The sequence below is a fragment of the Streptomyces sp. NBC_00670 genome (genome assembly GCF_036226765.1).
GTDB lineage: Bacteria > Actinomycetota > Actinomycetes > Streptomycetales > Streptomycetaceae > Streptomyces.
This window is the reverse complement of record NZ_CP109017.1, coordinates 213,316-232,943: the sequence shown is the minus strand read 5'-3', so window position 1 is coordinate 232,943 and position 19,628 is coordinate 213,316. Positions and strand designations below refer to the sequence as shown.

20 protein-coding genes are annotated in these 19,628 nt (G+C 73.4%); 8 read left to right on the top strand and 12 right to left on the bottom strand.

From position 1 onward, the window contains the following. Window positions 1-61 precede the first annotated feature (61 nt). The 6 genes from OIE12_RS00995 to OIE12_RS00970 form a co-directional block, all read right to left on the bottom strand. On the bottom strand, window positions 62-808 hold the full coding sequence (locus tag OIE12_RS00995; protein WP_329130652.1) for a TIGR03943 family putative permease subunit: 747 nt from the start codon (window positions 806-808) through the stop codon (window positions 62-64). Then, window positions 805-1,812: a permease gene (locus OIE12_RS00990; RefSeq protein ID WP_329141690.1), complete on the bottom strand. Its 1,008-nt coding sequence runs from the start codon at window positions 1,810-1,812 to the stop codon at window positions 805-807. The genes OIE12_RS00995 and OIE12_RS00990 overlap by 4 nt, the downstream gene beginning before the upstream one ends. A 108-nt stretch (window positions 1,813-1,920) precedes the next feature. Next, window positions 1,921-2,811 (bottom strand): metal ABC transporter permease, encoded by an 891-nt coding sequence (locus OIE12_RS00985; RefSeq protein WP_329130650.1) that lies wholly within the window; start codon window positions 2,809-2,811, stop codon window positions 1,921-1,923. Then, a complete protein-coding gene (locus OIE12_RS00980; RefSeq protein WP_443053732.1) occupies window positions 2,808-3,707 on the bottom strand; it encodes a metal ABC transporter ATP-binding protein in 900 nt (299 codons plus the stop codon). Before OIE12_RS00980 ends, OIE12_RS00985 begins: the two co-directional genes overlap by 4 nt. A gap of 11 nt (window positions 3,708-3,718) precedes the next feature. Beyond that, window positions 3,719-4,663: a metal ABC transporter solute-binding protein, Zn/Mn family gene (locus OIE12_RS00975; RefSeq protein WP_329130648.1), complete on the bottom strand. Its 945-nt coding sequence runs from the start codon at window positions 4,661-4,663 to the stop codon at window positions 3,719-3,721. Between the two features lie 58 nt (window positions 4,664-4,721). Further along, complete coding sequence (locus OIE12_RS00970; protein ID WP_443053731.1) at window positions 4,722-5,243, bottom strand: Fur family transcriptional regulator; 522 nt, start codon at window positions 5,241-5,243, stop codon at window positions 4,722-4,724. Window positions 5,244-5,432: 189 nt separating this feature from the next. Here OIE12_RS00970 and OIE12_RS00965 point away from each other — a divergent pair, with 189 nt between their 5' ends. The 4 genes from OIE12_RS00965 to OIE12_RS00950 are packed head-to-tail and all read left to right on the top strand — an operon-like array spanning window position 5,433 to window position 10,406. After that, on the top strand, window positions 5,433-7,016 hold the full coding sequence (locus OIE12_RS00965) for an ABC transporter substrate-binding protein (protein ID WP_329130644.1): 1,584 nt from the start codon (window positions 5,433-5,435) through the stop codon (window positions 7,014-7,016). Then, window positions 7,013-7,966, top strand: coding sequence for an ABC transporter permease (locus OIE12_RS00960; RefSeq protein ID WP_329130642.1), 954 nt, complete (start codon window positions 7,013-7,015; stop codon window positions 7,964-7,966). The genes OIE12_RS00965 and OIE12_RS00960 overlap by 4 nt, the downstream gene beginning before the upstream one ends. Beyond that, window positions 7,963-8,808: an ABC transporter permease gene (locus OIE12_RS00955; RefSeq protein WP_329130640.1), complete on the top strand. Its 846-nt coding sequence runs from the start codon at window positions 7,963-7,965 to the stop codon at window positions 8,806-8,808. Before OIE12_RS00960 ends, OIE12_RS00955 begins: the two co-directional genes overlap by 4 nt. After that, complete coding sequence (locus OIE12_RS00950) at window positions 8,805-10,406, top strand: ABC transporter ATP-binding protein (protein ID WP_329130638.1); 1,602 nt, start codon at window positions 8,805-8,807, stop codon at window positions 10,404-10,406. Before OIE12_RS00955 ends, OIE12_RS00950 begins: the two co-directional genes overlap by 4 nt. Window positions 10,407-10,665: 259 nt before the next feature. Here the strand turns inward: OIE12_RS00950 and OIE12_RS00945 are convergent, their stop codons facing one another. Beyond that, window positions 10,666-11,082, bottom strand: coding sequence for a MarR family winged helix-turn-helix transcriptional regulator (locus tag OIE12_RS00945; protein WP_329130636.1), 417 nt, complete (start codon window positions 11,080-11,082; stop codon window positions 10,666-10,668). Window positions 11,083-11,177: 95 nt separating this feature from the next. Here OIE12_RS00945 and OIE12_RS00940 point away from each other — a divergent pair, with 95 nt between their 5' ends. From OIE12_RS00940 to OIE12_RS00930, 3 genes are read left to right on the top strand one after another with little or no spacing between them, the layout of a single operon-like run. Continuing rightward, entirely contained in the window at window positions 11,178-11,543 is a 366-nt protein-coding gene (locus OIE12_RS00940; protein WP_329130634.1) for an SDR family oxidoreductase, read from the top strand. Then, window positions 11,476-11,646, top strand: a complete 171-nt coding sequence (locus OIE12_RS00935; protein WP_443053730.1) for an SDR family oxidoreductase — start codon at window positions 11,476-11,478, stop codon at window positions 11,644-11,646. Before OIE12_RS00940 ends, OIE12_RS00935 begins: the two co-directional genes overlap by 68 nt. A 16-nt stretch (window positions 11,647-11,662) precedes the next feature. Then, the gene (locus tag OIE12_RS00930) at window positions 11,663-12,223 is read left to right on the top strand and encodes an NAD(P)H-binding protein (protein ID WP_329130632.1); all 561 of its coding nucleotides are present in this window, start codon (window positions 11,663-11,665) and stop codon (window positions 12,221-12,223) included. Here the strand turns inward: OIE12_RS00930 and OIE12_RS00925 are convergent. Both OIE12_RS00925 and OIE12_RS00920 read right to left on the bottom strand, forming a co-directional pair. Next, window positions 12,189-13,040 (bottom strand): SCO6745 family protein, encoded by an 852-nt coding sequence (locus tag OIE12_RS00925; RefSeq protein WP_329130630.1) that lies wholly within the window; start codon window positions 13,038-13,040, stop codon window positions 12,189-12,191. The two genes, OIE12_RS00930 and OIE12_RS00925, sit on opposite strands and share 35 nt — an antisense overlap. Before the next feature lie 180 nt (window positions 13,041-13,220). Next, a complete protein-coding gene (locus tag OIE12_RS00920) occupies window positions 13,221-13,610 on the bottom strand; it encodes an ArsR/SmtB family transcription factor (RefSeq protein ID WP_329130628.1) in 390 nt (129 codons plus the stop codon). Between the two features lie 95 nt (window positions 13,611-13,705). Here OIE12_RS00920 and OIE12_RS00915 point away from each other — a divergent pair, with 95 nt between their 5' ends. Then, window positions 13,706-15,682, top strand: coding sequence for a heavy metal translocating P-type ATPase (locus OIE12_RS00915; protein WP_329130625.1), 1,977 nt, complete (start codon window positions 13,706-13,708; stop codon window positions 15,680-15,682). Between the two features lie 193 nt (window positions 15,683-15,875). Here the strand turns inward: OIE12_RS00915 and OIE12_RS00910 are convergent, their stop codons facing one another. The 3 genes from OIE12_RS00910 to OIE12_RS00900 all read right to left on the bottom strand — a co-directional run bounded on the left by OIE12_RS00910 (window position 15,876) and on the right by OIE12_RS00900 (window position 19,586). Next, on the bottom strand, window positions 15,876-17,015 hold the full coding sequence (locus tag OIE12_RS00910) for an epoxide hydrolase family protein (RefSeq protein WP_329130623.1): 1,140 nt from the start codon (window positions 17,013-17,015) through the stop codon (window positions 15,876-15,878). A 119-nt stretch (window positions 17,016-17,134) separates the two neighbouring features. Further along, complete coding sequence (locus OIE12_RS00905) at window positions 17,135-17,743, bottom strand: TetR/AcrR family transcriptional regulator (protein WP_329130621.1); 609 nt, start codon at window positions 17,741-17,743, stop codon at window positions 17,135-17,137. A 193-nt stretch (window positions 17,744-17,936) separates the two neighbouring features. Beyond that, a complete protein-coding gene (locus tag OIE12_RS00900) occupies window positions 17,937-19,586 on the bottom strand; it encodes a (2,3-dihydroxybenzoyl)adenylate synthase (protein ID WP_329130619.1) in 1,650 nt (549 codons plus the stop codon). Window positions 19,587-19,628: the final 42 nt, after the last annotated feature.

The following is a 19,628-nucleotide window of genomic DNA, read 5'->3' as shown; positions in this document are numbered from 1 at the left end:
GCGTTCGCTCAGCCGGGGCCTCCGGTCCGCGGGCGGCGGGAACGCGGTGGCGAGCGTGCCGTCAGCGCTTCTCGTACGGGTCCGACGGCTGAGCGACGTGCTTGACCGTCGCGGCGTCCAGCAGCGGGGGCCAGGCGGCCGACGAGCCCAGCGCGCCCTTCGGTCGCCAGATCCCCGTCACCGTCACCCAGGTGTCCGTCCGCGGTGCCCGTGCGCCGCGGATCTCCACCTTGCTCGTGGTGGCGTCGGCCGCGCAGCAGGAGACCAGGAGCCGGGTCACGTACCAGGTGCCGCCCTCGCCGCGGGTGACGAAGCCGGTCAGGCGGACCGTGCGGCCGCGCAGTGAGTGCCCGCTGTCGTAGACCGCGCGGGAGGTGAAGGCCGCGACACTCAGGTCCACCGGCTCGCCCGCGGGCAGCGCCGGGAACGTGCCGACACCCCGGGCCGCGCGCTGGGCGTCCTCGCGGGCCGCGCTGTAGGAGCCGAGCGCGGGCGGCGGGAAGAGGAGCAGGGCGAGCGCGGGAGGTGCGAGCAGCCAGGCGAGACGCGGTCCGGCCGCGGAGTGCGCGTGCCCGTGCGCGCTCCCGTGCTCGTGCACGTGTGCACCTCCGTTCGCGGGCACGGCACCCGCCCGCGCCGATCGGGAGATTCCCACGAGTGCCAGCAGCACCAGCAGCACTCCGGACGCGACGAGGTACGGCCGCAGTCCCGCCTGTACGTACCGCAGATACAGGGTGCTGAACAGGGAGATCCGCAGCACCGCGGCGCCCACCAGCAGCAACAGCACGGCCGGCCCGTACCGCCTCACAGCAGCCACCACCCCACGAGCACACTGCTCACCAGCGCGACCACCCAGGTGACCGACGAGAACCGGACGGCGAACCCCCGGCCGAAGGTGCCGGCCTGGAGCGCGACCAGCTTCAGGTCGACCATCGGCCCGACCACCATGAACGCCAGCCGCGCGGTCGGCGGGAACCCGCTCAGCGACGCGGCCACGAACGCGTCGGCCTCACTGCACACGCACAGCACCACGGCGAGCAGTGCCAGCAGTGGCACCGCCAGCCAGGCGGAGCCGGTGAACACGTCCAGAAGCGAGCGCGGCACCGCCATGTTGAAGGTCGCGGCCGCCGCCGAGCCCAGGACGAGGAAGCCGCCGGCGTGCAGGAAGTCGTGCTGCAACCCGGCCGCGAAGGCGTGCCCGCGCGAGCCGTCCGCCCCGGCCGGGCGTGCCGTCGGCAGCCGCAGCCACTCCTCGCGCCCGAAGCGGGCCCACAGCCAGCCCATGACGACGGCCGTGAGGAGCGAGGCGGCGAACCGGGCCGCCACCATCAGCGGCTGCCCCGGGAAGGCCAGGGAGGTGGCGACGAGGACGACGGGGTTGATCGCGGGGGCGGACAGCAGGAACGCCAGCGCGGCGGCCGGCGCCACCCCGCGCCGCATCAGACTCCCCGCCACGGGCACGGACGCGCACTCGCAGCCCGGCAGCACGACCCCGGCCGCCCCCGCGACGGGCACGGCGAGCGCGGGGTTGCGCGGCAGCAGCCGGCTGAACACACGCTCGGGCACGAAGGCACCGATGGCCGCCGAGACGAGCGTGCCGAGCAGCAGGAAGGGCACGCCCTGGACCACGACCGCCGTGAACACCGTCCACCAGGCGGCGACCGGCGGGGTGTAGACCTCGAGCACGACCAGCGGGCCGAGGAACTGCGCGACCAGGACGACGGTGAGGAGCGCGGCACCGCCGACCGCCATCCCGACGAGCGTCCGGACGGCGAGCCACACCACGTCGGAGGGCCCGTACCGGCTCCCCATGTCTTCCTGCTCGCTCACACCACTCGCTCACGTCGTACGCCCCCGATAACGGGTCCACCGTAGGGGGCCCACCTGTGGGCCCGCCCAGTTCTCGGCCGAAGCGACCTGTCAGAACGCGGGTTCGGGTGCCGTCGCCGCCCGCCGGGACCCCCATCGCCGCCTCCTGCGGGCGCCCACGAGTCGGCAGACGGCGTAGAGGGCGAACGAGATCGTCGTGACGTAGGGGCTGATGGGGATGGTGCTGCCCAGTGCGAGCAGAATGCCGCCCTCGATCGAGACGATCGCGAAGACCACGCTGAGCACGGGCAGCAGTACCGGCGACGCCGTGACGCGGGCGGCGGCCGCCGCCGGGGTCACCACCAGGGTGAGGACCAGCAGTGCCCCGACGACCTGCACCGACAGGGCGACGGCGAGGCCCAGCACGAGCATGAACGCGAAGGACAGCCCCTGTACCGGCACCCCGCGGGCCTCGGCGACATCGGGGTCCGCGCTCGCGAAGCTCAGTGGCCGCCACATGACCGCCAGCGCTACCAGGACCACGGCGGAGGTGACGAGCAGCCATGTCATCTGTGGTGTGTCCACCGCGACGATCTGCCCGGTGAGCAGGCCGAACTTGTTCGCGGCCCGGCCCTTGTAGAGGGCGAGGAAGAGCACCCCGAGGCCCAGGCCGAACGGCATGATGATGCCGATGGCCGAGTTGCGGTCCCGCGCCCGCGCGCCCAGCACACCGATCACGCCGGCCGCGACCAGCGAGCCGATGATCGAACCCGCCACGACGTTCATCCCCATCAGCAGGGCCGCCGACGCCCCCGCGAAGGACAGCTCACTGATCCCGTGCACCGCGAAGGGCAGGTCGCGCATGACGACGAACACCCCGGCCAGGCCGCCGATGAGCCCGAGCGCGGCGCCCGCGACCAGGGAGTTGCGGACCAGGAGGAGAAGGTCGCCGTAGTCGTCGTAGGCGAAGATCTGCTGCCAGATGCCGTCGGCGAGTGTCATGGGCGCACTCCGTCCCTTTCGTGGAGCTCCTGCGGGTGGTGGGGCGTGCCCTCCGGGGCGCCCGGGCCGTCCGGAGCGCCGACGACCACGACTCGGCCGTGGACGCGGACCACGTCGACCCGGGTGCCGTAGAGCCGCGACAGGGACTTCGAGGTCAGCACCGCGTCCGGGGTGCCGACGCGGTGGCCGTTCGGCGCCAGGTAGAGGACCCGGTCCACCAGGGTGAGCACCGGGTTGATCTCATGGGTGACGAAGACCACCGCGGTGTCGTGGCACCGGCGCCGGGCGTCGATCAGTTCCGTCACGGCCCGTTGGTGGTTCAGGTCGAGGGAGAGCAGCGGCTCGTCGCACAGCAGGATCCGGGGGTCGGTGGCCAACGCCTGCCCGATGCGCACGCGTTGCCGCTCACCACCGGACAGCAGGCCCAGGGGGACGTCGGCGTAGGACGCGGCTCCGACCTCCCGCAGGATCTCGTCCACCCGGGCGCGTACGGCCCGCTTGCCCAGTCCGGGTCCGAAACGGTGTCCGTCGATCCCGAAGCGCACCAGGTCACGGGCGCGCAGCATCGCCTGTGTGGAGAGCGTGGCCTGTTGCGGCACATAGCCGACATGCCGGCTCGCCGCACGGGGCGGGCGTCCCAGGACCGTCAGCGTGCCCGCGGAAAGCTGTTCCCGGCCGAGCAGGGCCTTGACGAGGCTGGTCTTGCCCGATCCGTTCGGTCCGAGGACGGCGACGAACTCGCCCGGGCGTACGTCGAGTTCGAGTCCCCGCCACACCGTGCGCGTGCCGTAGGACAGCGCCGCGCCGCGCAGGGCGATCACCGGGGCGGTGCCGTCGTCGGCACCGCCCGCCCCGGTGCCGGCGTCGCCCTCGCGGGCGTGCGGTACGGAGGCCACGTCCGGCCGCCTCACTTGTCCAGTGCGCTCGCGAGCGCGTCGACGTTGTCCGTCATCCAGCCGAGATAGTCCTTGCCCTCGGGCAGGGTCTCGGTGACGGGGACGACAGGGATGGCGGCCTTCTTCGCCGCGTCCTCGACCTTCTCGGTCTGCGGTCCGGAGGTCTGCTCGTTGTAGACGAGGGCCTTGACCTGCTTGTCGCTGTACAGCGCCAAGGTCTCCTGCAGCACCTTGGCGGAGACGTCGTCGCCCTCCTCGATCGCCTCGCTGAAGTCCTCGGGCGTCCTGTTCACCAGGCCGCTCGCCTCGGTCAGGTACAGCGGTACGGGCTCGGTGATGCCGATGGCCTCGCCGCCGTGCTTCTTCTTGATGTCCGCTTCCTTGGTCTGTAGCGGTGTCAGCTTCCCCTTGAACGTCTCGGCGTTCTTGGTGAAGGTCTCGGCGTTCGCCGGGTCGGCCTTGCCGAGGGCGGCGGCGATCCGGTCGGCGACCTTGGCGACACCGGGGAAGTCGTACCAGATGTGCTCGTTGAGCTCGCCGCCCTTCGGCGCGGTCCTGCCGGACACCTTCACCGCGTTGATCAGCTCGGCGGAGGAGTTGTCGCTGCTCTTGAGCATGCGGTCGATGAAGTCGTCGTAGCCGCCGCCGTTCTCGACGACGACCTTGGCCTTGGACAGCGCGAGCTGGTTGCGGGTGTTGGCCTCGTAGGAGTGCGGGTCCTGATCGGGGTCGCTGATGATCGAGGTGACGGCGACCCGGTCGCCGCCTATCTGCTCGGCGATGTCGCCGTAGACGTTGGTGGAGGCGACGACCGGGACGGCGGATCCGGAGGCCGGGCTCGCCGAGGCGTTGTCGTCGTCCTTGGAGTCCGACGAACTGCCGCAGCCGGCGAGCAGGGCGGCCAGTCCGGCGCAGGACAGCAGCGCTGCCACGCGGCGGGTCGGGGACATGAGCATGGTTCCTCCACGACGACGGGGGTGGTGATGTCGCGGCCACGCTAGATGAAAACGAATGTCAGAACCAAGCGCGCGGTGGGTTGATATGAAAATCGTTGCCAATTGTTGACTTCTGCTGGCAGTGCGCGCAGACGCCGGTGAGTTCCACGGTGTGCTCGACGTCGGCGAAACCGGTGTCCGCCGCCACGGCATCCGCCCAGCGCTCGACGTCCTCCGACTCCACGGCCCGGCTCAGACCGCAGTGACGGCAGACCAGATAGTGCCGGTGCCCGTCGGCGGGGCGGGGGCGGTAGAGGCGCTCGCCGGCCCTGTCCCGGACGACGTCGACGTGTCCGTCACGCTCGAGCGTCGCGAGGGTCCGGTAGACCGTGGTGAGGCCGATCGCGGTTCCTCCGGCCGTCAGCACCTCGTGCAGCACCCGGGCGGAGACGAAGTCGGGGGCGTCGCGCAGTACGCGCAGTACGGCGTTCCGCTGCCGCGTGGAACGCCAGTCCGGCCGCTGCTCCCCGGCCGACGAGCCATGCACGATGTCTGCCTCCCGCAGTGTGGGATCTGCTGTCGCGTCAGGGTAGTTGAACATGATTTCCATGACCAGCGCTGAGTGGGCACCCGGGGTGCTATTGAATATGGTTGTCGTTATCGATTACTGTCCGTGCCGTCCGAACCGCCGCACTGTCAGCCGCCTGCGCCGCGGTTCCCCCGGCGCCCGGGTCAACTCCGTTCAACTCGGCGGAACGTCGCCCCACCCAGCAGAACGTCAAGGAGAAGCATGTCCAGACACTTCGACCGCCGGGCCCTCCTGCGCCGTGGCGCAGCGGGAGCGCTGGCCCTGGCCGCGGGGCCCGGCCTGCTGGCGGCGTGCTCCACCGACGAGCCCGCCAACGGCCGCGGGGCCGCGGGCTCCTCGCCCCGCTCGGGCGGCACCCTGCGCGCCGCGTTCGTCGGGGGCGGCGCCTCCGAAACCCTCGACTTCTTCAACGGCCCCTCCGCACTGGACCTGGTGCGCGCCCGGGCCTGGCACGGCACCCTGGGCAACCTCGATCCCACCGCCCCCGACGGGGTGCGCTACGGCGTGCTCAAGGGCATCGACATCTCCGACGACCTGTCGGCCTACACGCTGCACGTGCGCCCCGGCGTCCGCTTCACCGACGGCTCCGAGCTGACCGCCGCCGACATCCTGCACTCGCTCGGCGCCCTCGCGGCCAAGAGCACCCTGCCCGTGTACCGGCTGGCCGCCGCCAACTTCGACCTCGCCCACGCCAGGGCCGAGGGTGACCTGAAGGTCGTCCTGCCCACCCTGCGGCCCATCGCGGACGGCCGCCTGATCCTCTGCCAGGGCAACTTCCTCGTCGTCAAGGACGGCACGAAGAAGTTCCGTACGGGCATGCCCAGTTGCGGCCCCTTCCGGCTCACCGAATTCACGCCCGGCCAGGGTGCGGCGTTCACGCGCTACGACGACCACTACGGCCACGTACCCCATCTGGACGGTCTGGAGCTGCGATCGATCGCCGACTCGACCGCCCGGGCCGGAGCGCTCACCGGCGGTGAGGTCGACTTCGCCCACGACCTCTCGCCCGTCACGGCGCGCACCCTCGCCGACAACGGAAAGGTCGAACTCGTCCCCACGAAGAGCCCCTACCTGATCGGGCTCTCCTTTCAGATGAACATGGGCGTGAAACCGTTCGACGACCCGCGGGTGCGGGAGGCCTTCAAGCTCGCGGTCGACCGGGAAGCCATGGTGAAGACGGTGTTCCACGGCAACGCCGAGATCGGCAACGACCTGCCGTCCATGGGCTTCCCCGACTACGCCGACGGCATCCCCCGGCGCGCCCACGACCCCGGGCGGGCCCGCCGGCTCCTCAAGGAGGCCGGCGCCGACGGCATGAAGGTCCGGCTGACGACCGGTCCCGAGACGCCGGGCATGGTGGAGATGGCCACCCTCTACGTGGAGGACCTGAAGAAGGCCGGCGTCCAGGCGTCACTCCGCGAACTGCCCGCCGGGCAGCTCTACGCCGACTTCGCCACGTACGCGGCGCTGCCGCTGGCGGGCTCGTACCAGATGCCCATCCCCGCGCTGTCGACGTACCAGATGAGCACCGCGGGCGGCTCGCCCTCGGCGTTCGGCTGGAAGGAGTCCGCGACCGACGCCCTCGTGGCCAAGGCCCGCGCCGAGAGCGACCCGGCCGAGGCGAAGCGGCTCGGCACCCGGGCCCAGCGCACCCGCTGGGAGAAGGGCAACCAGGTGCTGCCGGTCTTCAAGCCGAACCTGAACGCCCAGGCCAAGGGGGTCGCCGGGATACGCGACGACCTCTTCGAACAGTTCCCCGGCTTCTCGCGGGCGTCCCTCGCGTGAACGTCCTCGCGTTCGCCGGCCGCCGCCTCGCCGGGGCGGCCGCCCTGCTGGTACTGCTGTCGGCCGCGGTCTTCGCGGCCACGGCCGTCCTCCCGGGAGACGCCGTCAGCGCGGTCGCCGGTGTGGACGCCTCCACCGGACAGCGCGCCCGGGTCCGCGCGGAACTCGGTCTCGACCGGCCCGCCGCCGAGCGGTACGCGTCCTGGGCGGCCGGGGCCCTCCGGGGCGATCTGGGCCGCGGGTTCGTGGGGGAGCGCCCGGTCACCGAGGTCCTGGCCACCCGCCTGCCCAACAGCCTGCTGCTCGCCGGGCTGACCCTCGCGGTCACCGCGCCGCTCGCCCTGCTGCTCGGCCTGTGGACCGGGCTGCGCGCCGGCGGCACCGCCGACCGCCTGGTCTCCACCGGCGCCCAAGTCCTCGCGGCCGTCCCCGAGTTCGTCGTCGCCGCACTGCTCACCGCGGTACTGGCGGTATGGCTGGGAGTCCTTCCGCGGGTCTCCGTCGTCCCCCTGGGCGGCACCCCGCTCGACGCGCCGCACGCCCTGGTCCTGCCCGTCCTCACGCTCGGCCCGGTCGGGCTCGCCGTCGCCACCCGACTGCTGCGCGTCTGCGTCGCGGACGCCGCGGCCGCACCGTACTGCGAGGCCGCGCGGCTGAGCGGAGTGCGCGGGGTGCGGCTGGCGGTGCGTCACCTGCTGCCCAACGCCGCCGGGCCCGCCGTGCAGGCGCTCACCCTCACCACGGGGGCGCTGGTCGGCTCCTCGGTGGTGGTGGAGAACGTCTTCGACTACCCGGGCATCGGCCGGGAACTGCAACTGGCCGTCGCCGCCCGGGACGTGCCGATGGTGCAGGGCATCGCCACCGCCCTCGTCGCCGTGATGCTCGCCGTGCTCCTCCTGGGCGACCTCTGCGCACGGCTGCTCGGCAGGCGGGAGGCGAACGGCCGATGACGTCCGGTTCCACGCCGACGCGGCGGGCCCGTCCGGCCGGCCGCCGCGCACCGCGCGGCCGGCTGCCGCTGGTGCTCCTCGGCACGGGCACGCTCGTGGTCGTCCTGCCCGCCCTGCTGGGTCCGCTCGCCGTGCCGCACAGCCCCACCGCGCGGCTGGGCGCGCCCTTCCAGCGGCCGGACGCGGACTTCCTCCTCGGCACCGACGTCCTCGGCCGGGACGTGGCGAGCCGGGTGCTCGCCGGCGGACGCACCCTGGTGCTCACCGCGCTCGCGGGCACGGCGGCCGCCGGTGCCGTCGGGCTGACCGCCGGCGTCCTGGCGGCCATGGCCTCTCGCCGGCTCGGCGACCTGCTGGTCCGCTGCGTGGACGCCCTCGCCGTGCTCCCGCCGTTCCTCGTCGTCCTCGTCCTCGCCGTCGGCTTCCCCGGCAGCACCACGGCCGTCGTGGCCGCCGTGGCCCTGGCCACCGCCCCGTTCTCCACCCGCGTGCTCCGCGCCGCCGCGGACACCGTCCTGACCAGCGGCTACGTCGAGGCCGCCCGGGCCCGGGGCGACACCCGGCGGGCCGTGCTGCGCCACGACGTCCTGCCCAACATCGCCGGGCCGGCCCTCACGGATTGCGCGCTGCGCCTGGTCGCCTCCCTCCACCTCACCGCCACCGCGGGCTTCCTCGGGCTGGGCCGGGGCGGCGGGACGCCGGACTGGGGGCGCATGGTGAGCGAGAACGCCCCCGGGGCGACGCTCGCCGTCCTGCCGTTCCTCGCCCCGGTCCTCCCGCTGGTACTGCTGTCCGTCTGCGCCGGACTGCTGGCGGACGTGGTGGGACGGGGGACCGCATGACCGGCCGGGCGCACGAGGCGCCCACCGCGACGGATCCGGTCGCCGAGGTCGCCGGGCTGACGCTCGGTCCACTCGGGGGCGGCCCGCCCGTCCTGGCGGACGCGCGGCTGCGGGTGCGGCGCGGACAGGTGGTGGGGGTGGTGGGCAGGTCCGGCTCCGGCAAGAGCAGCCTGGCGTACGGCCTGCTGGGACACGTGCGTCCGGGGCTGGAGGTCCGTGCCGGCGCCGTCCGGGTGGCGGGCCTCGACCCCTTCGACCGCGCGGGGGCGCGCCGACTGCGGGGCAGGGTGGTGTCCTACCTGGGCCAGGACCCTGCCTCGGCGCTCAATCCCGCGCTCCGGATCGGCACGCAGCTCGCCGAGGCGGTGCGCCTGCGCACGTCCGCCGGACGGAGGGAAGACGTCCGGGCGCGGGTGGGGGAGCTGCTGCTGTCCGTGCGGCTGCCGGCCGACCGGGCGTTCCGACGGCGGCTGCCGGGCGAGCTCTCGGGCGGCCAGGCCCAACGCGTCGCGCTGGCCCTCGCGTTGGCGGGATCGCCGCGCCTGCTGGTCCTGGACGAGCCCACCAGCGGCCTCGACACGGTGCTGGCGGCCCGGATGCGGACGCTGCTGGCCGAGATCCTTGCCGACGGCGACCGCTCCGCACTCCTGATCAGCCACGACCCGGGCTGGCTCGCATCCGTGACGGACGACGTGATCCGTCTGGAGGCGGGCCGGATCGTGGAGGGTGCTGCGCCGACAGCCTCGCCCATGGCGGTGCCACCGTACGGCGGCGCCACCGGTGCCGCCGCCGGACGATCCCTTGCCGGACGGCCCGCGGCCGGAGAACTGCCCAGGGGGGAGTTGCCCAGGGGGGAACTGTCCGTCCGTGGGCTCGATGCCCGGCACGGCCGCGACGTCGTCCTGAGTGACTTCTCCCTCACCGTCCCGGCGGGCGGCTGCACCGCCGTGGTCGGCCCCTCGGGGTCCGGGAAGACCACCCTGGCCCGGTGCCTCGCCGGGCTCCACCGGCCCGTACGGGGCAGCGTCGAGTGGCGGGAGCACGGCGCGAGGCACGGGGGCGGCGCTCCGGTGCAACTCGTCGCGCAGGACGCGCGCGGTGCCCTCAACCCGCGCGAATCCGTGCGTACGTCACTCCTGCGGCCCCTCGCGGGAGTGGGACGCCGGCCGGACCGGGATCCGACGCACGAGGCCGTACGACTGCTCGGCCTGGTCGGGCTGGACCCGGACGTCATGCCACGTCGGCCGGGGGAGTTGTCGGGAGGCCAGCGCCAACGGGTCGCGCTGGCACGGACACTGGCCGCCCGGCCACGGGTCCTGGTCTGCGACGAGATCACCTCCGCGCTGGACGGTGAGACGGCGGACGCGGTCCTCGCGCTGCTGGACTCACTGCGGCGGGAGCTGGGACTGACGGTGGTGATGGTGACGCACGACCTCGCGGCCGCCGCCCGCCACGCGGAGCACGTCGTCGTGCTCGACGCGGGACGGATGGTCGAGTCCGGCCCGGTCGAGCGGGTGCTGGCGACCCCGGAACACCCCGTCACCAGGCAACTGCTCGCCTGCGCCCACCGTCCCGCGGCCTCCGTACCGGAGCGGTGACGGGTGGCCGAACCAGGACGAACCGAAGAGCCGGCCGACCATGTTCTCCGTGCTGGTGCGCCTACCCGCCCCGCTGTGGAGCGCCCCCGTGCGTCGCGGCGACGGTCGTGCGTCTCACCGGTGCAGGAGGGCGCCCGATCAAGGGCATCACGATCCTCGGTCACCATCCCCTGACGGTTCGGTTCGCGGTTCCCGACGCTGAGGTGTGACCACGGACGTCCGGCCCGGCCCTTTTCCGGGGGAACGTGTACGTGACTCTTCAGCAGTCCTGTTCGGCGGCCGCGAGTGCGTCTCGCTGAGCGGTCCGCGCGACGCGCGAGAGCAGGTCCCGCAGCTGCCGGGCCTCTTCGGGGCCGAGGTCCGCGAGCAGGCGCGCCTCCGCGGAACCGAGGGTGGTGCGGACCTCGGCGAGGCGTGCGCGGCCGGTGTCGGTGAGGAGGACCTGGCGCACACGGCGGTCGCGCGGGTCGGGCTGACGGGTCACCAGCCGGTGCGCTTCGAGGTCGTCCAGGAGGTAGGTCGTCACGGTGCGGTCCAGGCTGACCTCCTTGGCCAGGGCGAGTTGTGAGGGCGGCTCGACCGCGCCGGCCAGCGCGACCAGGACGAGGTAGCCGCGGACCCCGCCGGGCAGTCCGGCCACGGAGTCGGTCGCGACCCGCGCGAACGCCGAGGACACCAGACGGATCGCCCAGCCGAGGTCGCCGTCCAGAGTGAGGTCGGCGGCCCTCTCGGCTCGGGGCGGCTTCTTCCCAGGCGCCGTCGGGCTGGTCGGTGCAGCGCGGCCACAGCGCCCGCTCCACCGGCGACCGGCACGTCGCGGTCAACACCCGCGCCCCGTTCCTGCTGGTCGGCGCGCTGGCACCCGGGATGACCGAACGCGGCGACGGGGTGATCGTGCTCGTCGGCTCCAGCGCGGCCCGCATGCCGGCCCCCGTCGGCGCCGCGTACGGCGCCTCCAAGGCCGGCGTGGAGATCCCGACCCGCTACTTGGACCACCGAGTACGGCCCCGCGGGTGTACGGGTCAACACCGTCTCCCCGGGCCCGGTCCACACCGAGGGCACCCGGGCGATGCTCGGAGAACACATCGCGATGCCCGACCGGACCAACGCCCGCGGGCGCGCCGGTGCCCCCGATGAGATCGCCGAGATCGTCTCCTTCCTGGCCGGCCCCGCCAGCTCCTACCTCAACGGCGCCGTACTGTTCGCGGACGGCGGCGAACGCAGCGCCCTGCCCGCCTGAAGGGGGCGCTTTCGGCATGCGCCTCTTCGTCATCGGAGCCACCGGGTCCGTCGGCGGTGCCGTCGCCCGGCACCTGGGGGCGAGCGGGCACACCGTCTCCGGCCCGGCCCGCAGCCAGGACGCCGCCGCCCGACTGCGGGGACAGGGCATCACCGCGGTGCGAGCGGACCTGGACACCGGACGTCCCGCCGTGCTCGCCGCGGCGCGGGCGGCCGACGCCGTCCTCTATGCCGCCCAGACGACGCCCGAGCAGGAGACCTCCACCGTGCGCGAACTGACGCGCGCGCTGGCCGGGACGGGCAAGACCCTCTCCTCCTGTCCGGCAGCAGGGTCCTGCTACAGCGCACCGCGGGCGCCTGGAGCCCCGACGTCTTCGCCCCGGCCCCCCGCTGACGGCCAATCGTCCAGCCGGTACACGGCGTCGCATCGTTCCACCGCTGGCCGTCGACGTCGACGACCCGGCGGGTGGCCGCGGGCAAGGGGTCCGCCTTGGCGATGCGCCCCACTGCCGCGCCGACAAGGTCCGTACCGATTCCTGGGTATCACCGGGAGCCTGTGGCCACCAGGGTCGCGGTGATGGGTTCGAGTTGGATGATCAGTTCGTCGCGTTGGGCGGGGGACAGGGCGTCGTAGGGCGGGGCGGCGAGTTCGTCGGTGAGGGTTTCGATGCGTTGTTTGGCCGCGCGGCCGGCGTCGGTGAAGTGGCCGTCGGCGTCGACGAGCCCGCGTGTGCGCAAGCCGTCCATGACCGCGGCCAGCCGCTCCTTCGGCAGGTGGTGGATGCGTCCGAACGACTCCGGGGGATCGATGCCCTGGTCCAGGGCGGAGAGCACGTGGGCCTCGGTGCCGCCGATGTGCGCGACGAGGAGTGCGGCGATGTGTCCGTCGCCGCGGTGCTCGCGGAGCATCGTCGCGGAATGCCACAGTCGGGCGACGGGGTCGCCGGGTACCTCGAGACCGCGCATGCCGGCGTACATCGCGCGGCCTTCGGTCGGTGCGCTCGTCGCGGCCTTGGTGGTCAGGTCCGCGGCGCGCACCAGGCCCGGGGAATCGGCCAGTTCCTCGCCGAGGATGCGCCGCAGGGAGGCCGCGCTGCCCCGCTGCCGCGCGGCGACGGAGGCCTCGGGCGGGATGGTCTCCCAGGCGCTGGGGATGTGCCGTGCGGCTTCCCCGTCGGCGAAGTTGTAGAAGGCCGCGTGCACGACGTGGGCCGGCACCCGCCCCAGTGGTGCGGCCCGGGCGGCGAAGTAGCCGTCCCAGTAGGTGCGGTGTCCAAGTGCGGCCAGTTCCTCGTTGCACTCGTCGGCGAGGTAGGTGACCAGGCAGATCGGCTCCAAGAGCTCGAACATACGCCGGGCGAGGTGGGCCGTCGGGTGCGAGGACGTCTTGTCCACGGGATCCTCCCGCTGTCGGGTGTGCAGGCTTGGACCGCCCGGCTCACCGGAACTCATCGGCGCGGGACTGAGCGGCAGTGCCCCGCCCGTCGGCAGAAGGGAACGCCGGGCTGCGCGCCGCCCCTCGTCCTCGCCGCACTCCGGGAACGAGGCGGACGAATGCGCGCGCGGCCGTCCCGCTCAGCGGTCGGTGGCGGCCGGGGCGGGCTCGCGGGCCGGAACGTCGTGCAGGCCCAGACGCAGGTGCTCGACGTGGTAGAGGGCCTGGTCGAGGAGTTCGGAGACGTGGTTGTCGTAGAGGGAGTACACGATGCTGCGGCCCTGACGTTCGCCGGTGACCAGACCGAGGTTGCGCAGCAGGCGGAGCTGGTGGGAGCACGCCGAGTTCTCCATGCCGACGGCCTCGGCGAGCTCGCCGACCGAGCAGGGTCCTTCCTGAAGGCGGGCCAGGATGTAGAGCCGGGAGGGGGTGGCGAGGGCCTGGAGGGTGGCGGCGACATCGGCGGTGCCCACCGCGTCGAGACGTTGGCGGGTGCCGGCGCTGCCGGGGGTGTCGCGTCCATGGCCCATGCGTCCCATCATACCGACGACACTTGAACGACTGTTCATATGTTCCTGTACGGTGGGACCGCTGCCTCGTCCCGACCGTGAAGGGTCGTCGTGTCATGTCTTCTGTCCTGGACCAGCGGTCCGCACCGCCCGCCGACGGACCGCGCCCGGCCCCGCCCCCGCGCCGCACCCGTCTGCTGTCCCTGCCGGAGACCCGGTGGGCACTCGCGGCACTGGTGCTGTTCCTGCTCGCCCTGCCCGTCCACCTGCTGCACGGCCCCGGACTGCTGGGAGCGGCGCTCTTCGCCGCCACCTACGTCACGGGTGGCTGGGAGCCGGGGTGGGCAGGGCTGAAGGCCCTCAAGGACAGGACACTGGACGTGGACCTGCTGATGGTGGTGGCCGCGCTCGGGGCCGCCGCGATCGGTCAGGTCCTCGACGGCGCCCTGCTGATCGTCATCTTCGCCACCTCCGGCGCCCTGGAGGCCGTCGCCACCGCGCGGACCGCGGACTCCGTGCGCGGTCTGCTCGACCTCGCTCCGGCCACCGCCGTCCGGCTGCTGCCCGACGGCACCGAGGAGTCGGTGGACACCGGGACCCTCGCGGTCGGGGACACGGTCCTGGTCCGGCCGGGGGAGCGGATCGGCGCCGACGGCCGGGTGGTGGACGGGGCCAGTGACGTGGACCAGGCCACCATCACCGGCGAGCCGCTGCCGGTCGCGAAACAGGTGGGGGACGAGGTGTTCGCCGGCACGGTGAACGGTGCCGGAGCCCTGCGCGTACGGGTCGATCGCGACCCGTCGGACTCGGTGATCGCCCGGATCGTGAAGATGGTCGCGGATGCCTCCGGGACCAAAGCCCCCACGCAGTTGTTCATCGAGAGGATCGAGCAGCGCTACTCGGTCGGCATGGTCGTCGTGACCCTGGCAGTTTTCGGCGTCCCCCTGACCTTCGGTGACACACTCGATTCGGCGCTGCTGCGGGCGATGACCTTCATGATCGTGGCCTCACCGTGCGCAGTGGTGCTGTCCACCATGCCGCCGCTGCTGTCCGCGATCGCCAACGCCGGCCGTCACGGTGTCCTGGTGAAGTCCGCCGTGGTCATGGAGCGCCTCGGGCAGATCGATGCCGTCGCCCTGGACAAGACCGGCACCCTCACCGAAGGCACCCCGCGCGTGACCGATGTCCGTCCGGCGACCGCCTCCGGGCTGAGCGAGGACGAATTGCTGCGGCTGGCTGCGGCGGCCGAACATCCCAGCGAGCACCCACTGGCCCGCGCGCTCGTGGACGCCGCCCGCGCCAAGGGCCTCGGCCTCCCGCCGGCAGAGGGTTTCCTGTCCACGCCCGGCACCGGGGTCAGCGCGAAGGTGGAGGGCCGCACGGTGGCGGTCGGCAGCCCTGCCCGTCTCCTCGGCACCCTCCTCGGCCACCCCTGCGCCGCCGCGGCGGTGAGCCTGGAGGAGAAGGGCCGCACCGCCGTCCTGGTCACTGTCGACGGCAGGCCGGTCGGTGTGCTCGGCGTCGCCGACCGGCTGCGCGAGGAGGCCGGTACGGTGGTCGCCGCGCTGGGCGGACTCACGGTGACCGCCCCCCTCCTGGTCACCGGTGACAACCTCCGTGCGGCGGCCCTGCTCGCCGCCGAGGCCGGCCTCACCGAGGTCCGCGCCGACCTGCTCCCGCAGGACAAGGTGAGCGTGGTCCGCGAGATGGAGCGGGCCGGCCACAAGGTGCTGGTGGTCGGCGACGGTGTCAACGACGCCCCCGCCCTGGCCGCCGCGCACTCCGGGATCGCCATGGGACGGGTGGGCTCCGACCTCGCGCTGGACACCGCCGACGCCATCGTGGTCCGCGACGAACTCGCCGCCGTCCCCGCCGTCGTGCGGCTCTCGCGCGCCGCCCGCCGCCTCGTCACCCAGAACCTGGCCATCGCCGGAGTGTTCCTCACCGTTCTGGTCGCCTGGGACCTGATCGGCACGCTTCCCCTCCCGCTCGGTGTCGCGGGCCACGAGGGCTCCACCGTCGTCGTCGGCCTCAACGGCCTGCGCCTGCTGCGCGAAGCCGCCTGGCCCCGGCCCACCAAGGACCCGGCGTGAGCGGACACACCCGCCGTGCCGCCCCCACGACAGGGACGGTACGGCTCACCGCCGAGTGACCCCCGTGCGTCCTCGGCCCGGTGGACCGGCGGAGCGTCCCGCGGTTCCCGGAGCCCGCCGGTCGCGCCACGACGAACAGGACGGCATGGCGGATATTCCTCTTCCCGGTGCGCCGCAGGCGGGCCGGGTGGTGTCAGGCGGGCCGGAGTGCGCGGAAGAACGCGGTGATGTCGTCGGCGAGCAGGGCGGGTTCCTCGTGGGCGGCGAAGTGGCCGCCGCGTGGCATGTGCGTGTAGCGCGTGAGGTGGTGGGTGCGCTCGGCCCAGCTCCGTGGCGGTTGGGAGAGGTCCGCGGGGAACAGGGCGAGGGCGGTGGGGACGTCCACCCGCCGGACCCGCCGGGTGAGGTGGTGCGCGTACTCGTAGTACGGCCGGAAGGACGTGGAGATCGTGCCGGTGAACCAGTAGAGGGACACCTGGGTGAGGAGGAAGTCATCGCTGAAGCGGGTGGACAGGTCCCCTCCGCAGTCGCTCCACGCGCGGTACTTCTCCAGGAGCCAGGAGAGCAGTCCGGCGGGTGAGTCGTTCAGCGCGGGGGCGAGGGTGAGGGGGCGGGTGCTCTGCTGGTGCAGGTAGCCGCCCTCCTCCGCCTGCCAGGCCGCGGTGGACGTGAGGTGCCGCTGCTCCTCGGGCGTCAGCGAGGCCGGGTCGTGGTCGGCGGGGGCCGCGGCGGCGAGCAGGTGGATGCCGACGACGGAGCCGGGGTGCGCTTCGGCGAGCCGTGAGGTGATGCCGGCGCCGAGGTCTCCGCCGTGGGCCGCGTAGTGCCGGAAGCCGAGATGGTCGTGCATCAGCCGGTGCCAGAGGTCGTGCGTCTGCTCGGTGCCGGTGAGGGCGGGCCGCTGGGGGGAGAAGGCGAAGCCGGGCAGGGAAGGGACGATCACGGTGAACGCGTCCTGGGCGTCGCCTCCGTGGCGGGAGGGTGCGGCCAGTCGTTCGGCGAGGGCCGTGAGCTCCAGGACGGTGCTCGGCCAGCCGTGGGTGAGCACGATCGGCAGGGCGTCGGGATGCTCGCCGTCGTAGCGGAGGTAGTGCACCGGTGTGCCGTCGAGGTCGGCGAAGTGGGACGGCAGCGCGTTGACGGAGGCTTCGTGAGCCCGCCAGTCGTAGTCCGAGGCCCAGTACGTGACGAGGCGGCGGAGTTCGGCCGCGTCGGTACCCGCCTCCCAGCCGGCCACGGGCCAGGGCTCGGCCCAGCGGGTGGCCCGTAGCCAGGCGCGGAGAGCCTCCAGGTCGTCGTCGCTGATCCTGAGGACGGGGACGGTGGCCGACACGGTGTGCTCCTTGGGACTGGTTCTCGCGGACGGCAGTGGGTGTGGCGGACGGGGTGCCGGCCGGGCCGACCGGACGGGGTGCGTCGTCCCATGGGCGCGAGCGCCTCCGGCGGAGGCGTTCACGCACCCGGTCCGGGGGCGGGGCCGAGCGTCTGCGCGATGGCTGCCCGGGTCCGCGCACGCGGTTCCGCCTCCGTGGACAGCAGCGTGTGCAGGATCATTCCCTCCAGGAGGGCGTCGAGGCGGGCGGCGGTCCCGGGCCCGGTGATGCGGGCCAGCACGGCCCGGCTCGCCCTGGTCCACTCCTGGGTCAGTGTGCGCAGCGCGGGATCGCGCAGCGCGGCCAGGTGCAGTTCGAAACCGAGGACCGCGCTGCGGCTGCGGGACGGCACACCCGTGACCAGCTCCACGAGGACGTCGACCAGTTCCTCGCGCGAGGTGACACCGGTGAACAGCGCCTCGTACTCGGCGCTCCGCTGTTCGACGTACCGGGCGAACGCCTGCGCGCACAGCTCGGTCAGGCTCGCGAAGTGGTACGTGACCGAGCCCAGCGGCACGTCCGCCCGGGCGGCGACCTTGCGGTGCGTGATTCCGGCGACCCCGTCCTCGACGAGCACGTCCAGCGCGGCGTCGAGCACGCGATCCCTGCGTCGCGGATCGTGGCGACGGGTGCGCCGCCCCTCGCCGGCCGCCGCCTCTCGTCCTTCGTTCACTTCCTCGGGGCCCATGGGAACAAAAGTACACTACATAAGAACAGGTGTTCTTAAGTCGGCGTTCCTCTTCACCTCGTGGGGCCCCGCATGCGTGATGCGGCACGCAGGTTCGACGTCAGCGGGGGAACTTGCGCGGTCCGGGCCGAGCGGCGGCAGGCGCGGGCCCCGACCGTCGCCGAAGGCGCGTCGATGTGCCGGCGGCCGACTCTCACCGCTCGAGAGTGCGGGCCAGCGCGGCCTTGTCGACCTTCCCCACCGCGGTGAGCGGAAGCGCGGGGACCTGGACGACCTCGTCCGGCGCCTTGTGTCCGGCCAGTCCGCACGCCCTGATGTGGGCGGCGACCTCCCGCGTTCCGGGGGCCGCCCCCGGGCAGACCACGAAGGCCACGGACCGCTCGCCCCACCGTTCGTCCTCCACCCCGACCAGGGCCGCCGCGGTGATCGCCGGATGGGTCAGCAACTGCTCCTCCACCTCTGCCGCGGGGATCTTCTCGCCGCCGCGGTTGATCTGGTCCTTGATCCGCCCCACCACGACGAGGTGCCCGCTCGGCAGCCGCCGCACGACGTCGCCGGAGCGGTAGTACCCGTCCGGGGTGAAGGCCGTGCGGTTGTGCGCCTCGGCGCGGTAGTAGCCGCGCAGGGTGTACGGGCCCCGGGTGAGCAGCTCGCCCGGGGTGCCGTCCGGGACCGGCCGGCCGTCCGCGTCCACCACGAGTACCTCGTCGTCCGGTGAGGCGGGCCTGCCCTGGGTGGTGCGGACGAGGTCGTCGGGGTCGTCGAGGCGGGTGAGGTTGATCAGCCCCTCCGCCATGCCGAAGACCTGTTGCACGCGCGCGCCGAGCGCCGGTCCGAGCCTGCGGGCGTGGTCCTCCGGCAGCCGTGCCCCGCCGACCTGCACCACCGCGAGGCTCCCGAGGTCCCAGGAGCCGGACGCCGCCTCCTCCGTCCAGTGCGGGACGAGCGGCGGGGTCAGGGAGGTCAGGGTCACGCCCTCCCGCTCGACGAGGGCGAAGGCCGTCTGCGGGCTCGGGTCCGGCGCGATCACCACGGTTCCGCCGGCCATGAGGGTGCCCAGCACGCCGGGGCAGGCGAAGGTGAAGTTGAAGCCCAGGGGCAGGACCGCCAGGTAGACGGTGTGTGTGCCGAGTGCGCAGACGTCGGCGCAGGCGCGGGCGTTGTAGGCGTAGTCGTCGTGCGTGCGCGGGATGAGCTTGGGCAGGCCCGTGGTGCCGCCGGAGAGCAGCAGGAGGGCGAGGGTGCCGGGGTCCGGGTCGGCGGCCTCGACACCGGGGGAGCCGGTGTCGAGGCCGGCCGGGTCCGCACCGCTCGCCCGCAGCGCGTCGAAGGCGACGACGTCCTCGTACGGGCCCGGGTCGCCGACCACGACGACGTGGCGCAGCGAGCCGTCCGGACCCAGCTCCGCGCGTACCTCGCGCATCAGTTCCCGGTGGTCGAACCGGGCGTGCCGGTCGGGCACCACGCAGGCCACGGCGCCCGACAGCCGTACCAGGTGGCCGATCTCCCGGCGCCGGTGCCCGGGCATGGCGTGCACCGGCACCGCGCCGAGCCGTTGCAGCCCGAACCAGACGAGCACGAACTCGGCGCGGTTGGGGAGCTGGACCACCACCCGGTCGCCCCGCCCGATGCCCAGTCCGCGCAGTCCGGCGGCGACGCGGTCGGCCTCCGCGTCGAGCTCCGTGTAGGTCCAGCGCCGGTCGCCGTCGACCACCGCGACGCGCTCCGCGTGCTCGGTGCCCGCCTGCCGCAGACGGGCGCCGAAGGTCACGCCCTGCCAGTGTCCGGCGGCCCGGTAGCGCGCCGATTCCGCCTCCGGCCAGGTCGGTTGAGCGTCCGTCATGGGTCTCCGCCTCTCATCTGCCCGGCTTCCGGCTCTGGCGCC